The organism is Actinomycetota bacterium, assembly GCA_030776725.1.
Taxonomy (GTDB): Bacteria; Actinomycetota; Nitriliruptoria; order Nitriliruptorales; family JAHWKO01; genus JAHWKW01.
In genome coordinates, this window is the sequence record JALYHG010000270.1 from 1 (window position 1) to 7,594 (window position 7,594).

At 71.1% G+C, this 7,594-nt stretch carries 5 protein-coding genes; all 5 read right to left on the reverse strand.

Features of this window, described 5'->3' with window-relative positions; genetic code table 11:
- Positions 1–76: 76 nt before the first annotated feature.
- The 5 genes from M3N57_13040 to ftsH all read right to left on the reverse strand — a co-directional run bounded on the left by M3N57_13040 (position 77) and on the right by ftsH (position 7,491).
- Complete coding sequence (locus M3N57_13040) at positions 77–1,753, reverse strand: glycoside hydrolase (protein ID MDP9023595.1); 1,677 nt, start codon at positions 1,751–1,753, stop codon at positions 77–79.
- 40 nt (positions 1,754–1,793) lie between these two features.
- Entirely contained in the window at positions 1,794–3,452 is a 1,659-nt protein-coding gene (locus tag M3N57_13045) for a glycoside hydrolase (GenBank protein ID MDP9023596.1), read from the reverse strand.
- A 37-nt stretch (positions 3,453–3,489) separates the two neighbouring features.
- Positions 3,490–4,089, reverse strand: a complete 600-nt coding sequence (locus M3N57_13050) for a hypothetical protein (GenBank protein ID MDP9023597.1) — start codon at positions 4,087–4,089, stop codon at positions 3,490–3,492.
- 205 nt (positions 4,090–4,294) lie between these two features.
- Positions 4,295–5,482, reverse strand: coding sequence for an alpha/beta hydrolase (locus M3N57_13055; GenBank protein ID MDP9023598.1), 1,188 nt, complete (start codon positions 5,480–5,482; stop codon positions 4,295–4,297).
- An 83-nt stretch (positions 5,483–5,565) separates the two neighbouring features.
- A complete protein-coding gene (gene ftsH, locus M3N57_13060) occupies positions 5,566–7,491 on the reverse strand; it encodes an ATP-dependent zinc metalloprotease FtsH (protein MDP9023599.1) in 1,926 nt (641 codons plus the stop codon).
- Positions 7,492–7,594 lie beyond the last annotated feature (103 nt).

The window sequence follows — 7,594 nt, forward strand, 5'->3', positions numbered from 1 at the left end:
GGGCGGCGGCCACCGCCAGCGCCACCGCCAGTGCCACCGCCGGTCGTCGTCACGCCCGGTTCGTGTTCCCCAGCGGTCACGCCCGGTCGGGCGCGTTCGCCGTCGCCACGCCGCCGCGGCGTGTGACCGCCCAGGCGATCAGCATCGCCAGACCCATCCCGAGGACCAGGGCGGCGCCCCCGACGGCGAACAGCACCCAGTTGGGGGCGCCCGCCCCGGCCGCCCCGGCCGGTCGCTCGTGCCGCGCGGTCGCGAAGTACACGTCTTCGGCCTGCGAGTCACGATCACCGTTGCGGGAGTCCTGCCAGGCGACGTACGCGCCGTCGTCGCTCGAGGCGATGCCGACGCTCATGTGGCTGTGCACGTTGTTGGACCACACCCCGATCTCGCGGTTGATGATCCGGTCGGTGATGCGCATGTTCGGCGCCCACGTCTGGCCGCCGTCCGTGGAGTAGCTGTAGTAGACGTCCTGGAACCCGTCGTGGTTGAACGGCGGCGAGAACTCGTCGGGGAAGCGTTCCGGGTACGGGCTGTTGCGGAAGTCGTACCAGGCGACGTCCACCCGCCCGTTCGGCGCGATCGAGATCCCCGGGTTGTAGTGGTTGATGTGGCGGTCCTCGTCCGCGTCGTCGTTGATCGTGACCCGGTCGCTCCAGGTCTGGCCGCCATCGGTGGACGACCGCAGGAAGATGTCGACGTCCTCCACCGCCGGGTCGAAGTGCGTGTCCTCGTGGGCGTACCAGGCCGCGTAGAGCGTGCCGTCGTTCTGGTCGGCGGCCAGGACGTACTTGCGGCCGCCGAAGAACCCGGCGTTGCCCGCGTCGACCTCCACCGGTTCGGACCAGGTCTGGCCGCCGTCGGTGGAACGGCGGTGGTAGACGGTCCGGGCCACCTGGAAGGGGTCGGTGCCCTCGGGGACGGCGCCGAGGCCGATCGGGAAGATGACGTGGAGGGTCCCGTCGGGGTCGACCGCCGGACGCGGCTGGTAGGCGCCCCGCTCGTCGCTGACATCGACCGGCTCGCCGAAGGTCCGCCCTCCGTCGCGCGATGCGGCGACCAACGCTTTGGTGGGTTTGTCGTCGTCCTCGCCGCCCCGGCCCATCCATGCCACGTAGACGTTGGACGGGTGGGAGTGGTCGACGGCGACCATCGGGCGGTCGTTGTTGTGCAATCCACGGTTCTCGGTGACCGGCTCTGGCGCCTCGAACACGAAGTTGGTCTCGAAGGTGCGCCCGCCGTCCTCGGACCGCGCCAGGAAGATGTGCAGCGGAAGGAACTCGTCGTCGGCGTAGGCCGGGTCGTTGGCGTAGAAGGCGACGTACAGAACACCGTCCGGGTCGAACGTGAGCGTTGCGTACGGCCCGTTGATGGGCTTCTGCGAGCACTGTGTCCACGGGTCCTCGTGGATGTCGCCGCCGGGGAACCAGCTGCGTCCGTCGTCGATGGAGATGCGCACGACGCATGCGAAGTCGTGGCGAACCTCGGACTCGACGATCACCAACTCACCGTTGGTGGGGTTGCGGGCCAACTGGGGTGACGAGTGCGCCCGCGACGGCCGAGGGTTGTCGGTGACCTGCACCGCCGCCGTGACGGCGGGGCTCGCCGACCGGTCCCCTGTCTGTGCATCGCCGGCGACGGCCGGGTGGCCGCCGATCAGCCCGGCCCCGGCCAGCAGGCCGGCCACGCCCACCGCGATCCACCTCGACGTGCGCCACTGGCGCGCGTGGCCGGCCAAGGCCCTGTGCCCCGTCATCCGCTCACCCCTCCACCTGGCCCCGACGCCGTGTCGCCGGTCACACGCCGGCCGGGACGCGCTCGCGCTGCTGCGGTTGCGGGCCGGTGCGCATCCGGCTCCCGACGACCAGGAGCGCAGCGCCACCCAGCGCCAACCCGATCAGCCCCGCGATCACGTACCGCAGCGTGTTGTTCGCGACGGCGACGGGAGAGAACTGCACCGCCGCTGCGAACACGTCCTGGGACTGACCGGCTGCGTCGGCCAGCCGGGTGTCATCCCAGGCGAACACCGCGTAGTCGTCGGCCGAGCCGATCCCGGGAGGTTGGCGCATGTCGAAGCCGTTGCTCCACGTGCCGATGTCGCGGTCGATGGACTGGTCCGAGACGCGGACGTTGGGTGCCCAGCTCTCGCCGTTGTCGTTCGACCAGGTCGCGTACACGTCGTTCGCGAACAGCCCGGGGTCGTTGCGGAAGTCCCACCAGGCGACGTCGACGCGGCCGTTGGGGGCGACGCTGACGCTCGCCTGGTACTGGCCGGCCAGCTGCTCGGCCGCGTCGTCGTTGAGCTGCTGCGGTGCGCTGAACGTCGCCCCACCGTCGGTCGACCGGCGGTGGTAGACGTCCCGGTCGCCCAGCGGCCCGTCGGGCTTGTCCTCGTACACCATGTGCAGGGTGCCCTGCTCGCCTCCGACCGGGCTCCACGCGAAGGTCGGGTAGGCGAACGAAGGCCCCATCGTCCCGATCTCGTTCACGGTGAACGTCTGCCCGTTGTCGGTCGAGCGCGCCAGCAGCAGGACATCGTCCAGGTCGCTGCCGCGGGGGGCGCTGCCCCCGAACAGCACGTACAGGGTCCCGTCGTCGGCGACGGCGAGTTGGGGGGCCGCGCTGAACGAGACCCCGATCGTGTGGTCCTGCTCGAGGTCGAACTCCTCGGCGGACAGGACGCGCTCGAAGTCACCGAAGGCGCTGACCGGCGGCGAGAACGTCTCGCCCCCGTCGGTCGAGGCGACCACCATCGGCTCGTTGGGCACCTCCGGGTCGGCGTTGGGCTGGCGTTGCACGTACCCGACGTAGACCCGGTCCTGGTCGCCGGTCGTGCGGTCCACCGCCAGGGACGACACCGGCCGGTTGTTCTGGACGTCCTCTCCCTCCAGGCCGCGGGTGTTGTGCGCGACCACCGGCTGCCAGCTGTCGCCGAGGTCGTCCGACCGTGACACGATGACACTGAGGTTGCCGCGCGAACCGGCGTGGGCCGCGTCCCGCCCCGCGTCCTCGTCCTGGGGACCCCAACCGACCATGCCCATGTAGATGGCCCCGTCACGTCCCATCCCCATCGGGGTCATGGTGGTCATGCCGGAGGTGTGGAAGCAGAACGGGTAGTCCTGCGGCGACGGCGATGCGTCCAGCAGCCTCCACGTCTGCCCGCCGTCGCGCGAGCGCAGCAGGTGGCACGTCCTGGCGCGCATGTCGACCGTCCCCGCCACCACCGTCAGCGGGTCGGCGGGGTCGACCAGGACGTAGGGCGCCGCGTAGGTCCTGGTCGGGGCGACGTCGTCGACGGTGGCGTTCACCGACCGGGTGACGCGGGCAGGATCCTGGGCGCCGGCCGGGCTCGCACCGAGCACGACCACCGCTCCCAGCGCGGCGATGGACCACCGGCTGACCGTCGTCTTGGCTCGTCGGCCGATCGGCCGCGACCCGTCGTCGTGTCCCCTCATGACCGTTCTCCCGTCTCGGTGCTTGGACGCTCCGGCCTCACTCCGCGGAGGTCTGTGGCGCCGCTTCGCTGCGCCTGCGGGCCAACCGACCGGCGAGCATGCCGGCACCCACCGCCAGGGCGGCGACCCCGATGGCGATCGCGGCCAGCGGCCACCAGCCGACCGTCTGGTCCTGCACGGCCACCCCGGCGGGACGCGGTTCCAGGGGGAACCGACCGAACCCCTCCTCGAACAACGGCGCATCGGCCACGGGAGCGGCCACCCCCGGTGCGCTGACCCGGATCACCGTCTTGGCCGGCACGCCACGGATGTAGGCGGTCTTCTCGTTGAGTTCCTGGGTGGCGAACAGCGTGTAGACGCCCGGCTCGACGTCCTGCGGGATCGTCACGGTGCCCGGCGTGAACGCCGCGTAGAACTGTGAGTCGGTCTCGAACGTCCCCAGCACCGGACCGTCGGGCGCGCCGAAACGGATGTCGACCGTGCTGTCCGGTGCGTAGCCGCGGGGTCCCCACACCCTCACCTGGGCGCCTGGCTCGACCCGCGTCGGATCGGCGTGAAGTTGGGCGACGTGTGGCGCGAAGGCCGGTAGCGCGGTCAGGACCAGGACGCCGACCGTGACCGGCCAGACCGTCAACATGCGGGGAACGTGTCGCATCGGTGCCCATCCCATCCGGAGTCTGGCGGACGATAACCACCAATCGGGGACCCGGTAAGTGCAGATGACACGTAGCGGTAACTGCAGCTGACATATACCGGTAAGTGCAGCGAACATGTACCGGTAAGTGCAACCAACATATAGCGGTCGCGGACAGCAGGGCGGCGGTCCGCCCGGTGGACCTCGCTCAGGCGGCGGTGTCGACCCGGTCGCTGCGGTCCTGCGCCTGGGCCTCACGACCGGCCACGTCCACCAGCCAGCGGACGATCTCGTCCAGGGCCGCACGGTCCCGCGCGCCGGGGGCCGACCGCTCTGCGGGCGCCCCGCTGTCACCGTGCGCCCCGTCGTGGCGTCCTCCACCCGCCAGCCGGAGGGTGTGGTCGGCGTCGGGCCGGTGCACCACGTCGACCTCCGGTGCGGCCGTGAGTCCCGCCCGCAGCGCCTGCACGTCCTCGTCGGTGATGGACGCGTCGCGTTGGCCGTGCACGATCAGCACCGGGCTGACCACCCGGGTGGCCGCCTGGGCCGGGTCGATGTCGATGATCTCGCGCAGGTACCCGGGTTGGGTCCAGCTGAACACCGGCCGGAGCATGTCGCTGACCTGCGGCACCTCACCGGTCTCACGCAGCGTCTGGAAGGCGCGTTGCAGCTCCTCGGCCGCGTCATCGTGCATCTCGTCCCCCGCGCGGCGGAACTCGGCGATCAGCACCTCGCTGAGCGGCCGGCCCGGGACGTTGACCAGCACGAGGCCGTCCAGGTCCAGCGCGCCGTCGGCGATGTGCAGGCCGATCACTCCGCCGCCGTCGTGACCGACCACCGAGATCGCGTCGTCAGCGACGTCCGGCTGGTCGCGCAGGAACGCGACGGCGCGCACGGCGTCCTCGACCCGCTGGTCGAACCGCAGCTCGTCGGTCAGCGGGGTGCTCTCGCCGGAGCCGCGCTTGTCGAAGCGCAGCACGGCGAAGCCCTCCTGCGCCAACGCCACGCCGAGGTCGAGGTACAGCAGGTCGCCGGGACCGTCGTCACCGACCACACCGTCGCGGGTGGTGTCGCCGTAGCCGGGGACGATCACGACCCCGGGAAGGGGGCCGTCGAACCCCTCGGGCAGATCCATGGCGCCGTGGAGCGTGAAGCCCCCCGCACCCTCGAACGTCACCGGGATGTGGTCGACCCGCACGCCGGCAGCCTGTGCCTGGCGGTCGGTTGTCGATGAAGGACGGTCGACCGCGAACACGACCGCGGCGACCGCGGCCGCCACGACGGCGACCCCGGCGATCGCCTGCACGACCCGTCGACGCGTACCCAGGACGTGGCCGCCACGCCCGCCGCTGCCGGTGCACCGTTGGCACTTCAGGCCGACACCGGTGGGGACCACGCAGTCCCTGCACAGGTGGCGGCCACAGTCTGCGCACACCGCCGGGCCGGGGCGCCGCGGATGCGTCGCGCACGGGGCGCCGGTCACCCGCGTGACAGCTCGCCGCCGACGGTTCCGCTGGCAGCTGCCCTGGCGTCTCGGCCGGGTGTCCGCACGCCGTCGAGGAACAGCTCCAGTTCCGGTCCCTCGAGGCTCTCGTCCACAGCCAGCTTGGCTGCCAGTTCACTCCACATGTCGTGGTGCTGGTCCAGGAGGGTCCGCGCCCGATCGAGCGCTTCGGCGAGCAGCTGCTGGACGTCCCGGCTGACGCTCGTGCCCACCTCTTCCACGCGGCCGTCGAACCGGTCGTCGCTGAACCCCGTCACCGACAGCGGCCCCACGGTGCGACCCATCCCCAGTTCCGTGACCATCTTGCGGGCCAACGCCGTCGCACGCTCGAGGTCGTTCTGGGCGCCGCTGCTCGGTTCGCCGGTGAACAGCTCCTCGGCGGCGCGACCTGCCAGGAGGACGGCCAGGCGGTCCTCCAGCTGCGAACGCGACGCGAACGCCAGCTCCTCGTCGGGCGCGTACCAGGTCAAGCCGCCCGCGTGTCCGCGGCTGATGATCGAGACCTTGTGCACCACGTTGGTGTCGCGCATCGCCGCGGAGATCACCGCGTGACCGGCCTCGTGGTGAGCGATCAGCTGCCGGTCGCGGTCGCTGAGCATGCGTGTCCTGCGTTCGGGGCCGGCGACCACCCGCTCGACGGCCTCGACCAGCTCCGCCTGTCCGATCGTGTCGTGGTTGTGGCGGGCCGCCAGCAAGGCCGCCTCGTTGACCACGCTGGCCAGGTCGGCGCCGGAGAAACCCGGGGTCCGCTTCGCGATCGCCTCGAGGTCCGCGGTCTCGGCCAGGGGTTTGCCGCGGGCGTGGATCTGCAAGATCCCGAGCCGGCCCCGCACGTCGGGACGCTCGATCGTGATGCGCCGGTCGAAACGGCCCGGACGTAGCAGCGCCGGGTCGAGCACGTCGGGACGGTTGGTGGCGGCCAGCACGACCACGCCGCTCATCATCTCGAAGCCGTCCATCTCGACCAGCAGCTGGTTGAGGGTCGTCTCGCGCTCGTCCTGTCCCATCACAGAGCTGGCGACCCGGCCACGGCCGACCGCGTCGAGCTCGTCGATGAACACGATGCAGGGTCTGTTGGCCTTGGCCGTCTTGAACAGGTCACGGATCCGTGCGGAACCGACACCGACGAACATCTCCACGAACCCCGCCCCCGACATCGAGTAGAATGGCACGCCGGCCTCCCCGGCGACCGCTCGAGCCAGCAGCGTCTTGCCGCACCCGGGCGGGCCTGCCAACAGGATCCCCTTCGGCACCGTCGCGCCCATCGCCAGGAACCGTTCGGGCGCCGACAGGTAGTCGCGGATCTCGGCGAGCTCCTCGATCGCCTCCTCCTGCCCGGCGACATCTTTGAAGGTGATCTTCGACTCATCGAGGCCGACCTGGCGCGCTCCGGACCGCCCGAAACCGAACAGGGAGTCCCCACGGCCGCGGACGAGGAGGAACACCAGCACCAGCGCATCCACGATCAGCAGCGCGGGCAGGAGCACGGTCAGCGGGTCGATCAAGCCCTTGGTCCACTGCTGGTCGAATCGGTGCGGCACGCCGCCCGCCTCGAGCGCGCCGAGCACCCGCTGGGTCGCGGTCTCGGTCTCGCCGAACGAGACCCAGAACCTGCCGCGGTCGGACTCGCCGAGCACCCGCCGGTCGCGGTCGAGGATCACCGCATCCTGGACCCGACCGGAGGCCGCCATCGTGAGGAACTCGTCGAGGCGGACCTCCTCGCCGTAGGACATCGGCCGCGACCAGAACAGGGCGACCGCGTACAGGCCGATCAGGACCGGGATCGCCGCGGTCAGCAGCACGATGGCGGTACGACGGTTGGAGGTCTCGTCCCCCTGACCCTCGGTGCTCTCGCCCGGGTCGCTCTCGGGGCGGTTCCGGCGCAACGGGTTGAACGGCATCAGGGGGAACCTCGCGGTTCGGTGGGGATGTTCGACGATGCTATCGGGCGACCACCGTCCCACGGTCCGGGGGGCGGGTGGTTCCCGACGTTGAGGAGGCGCC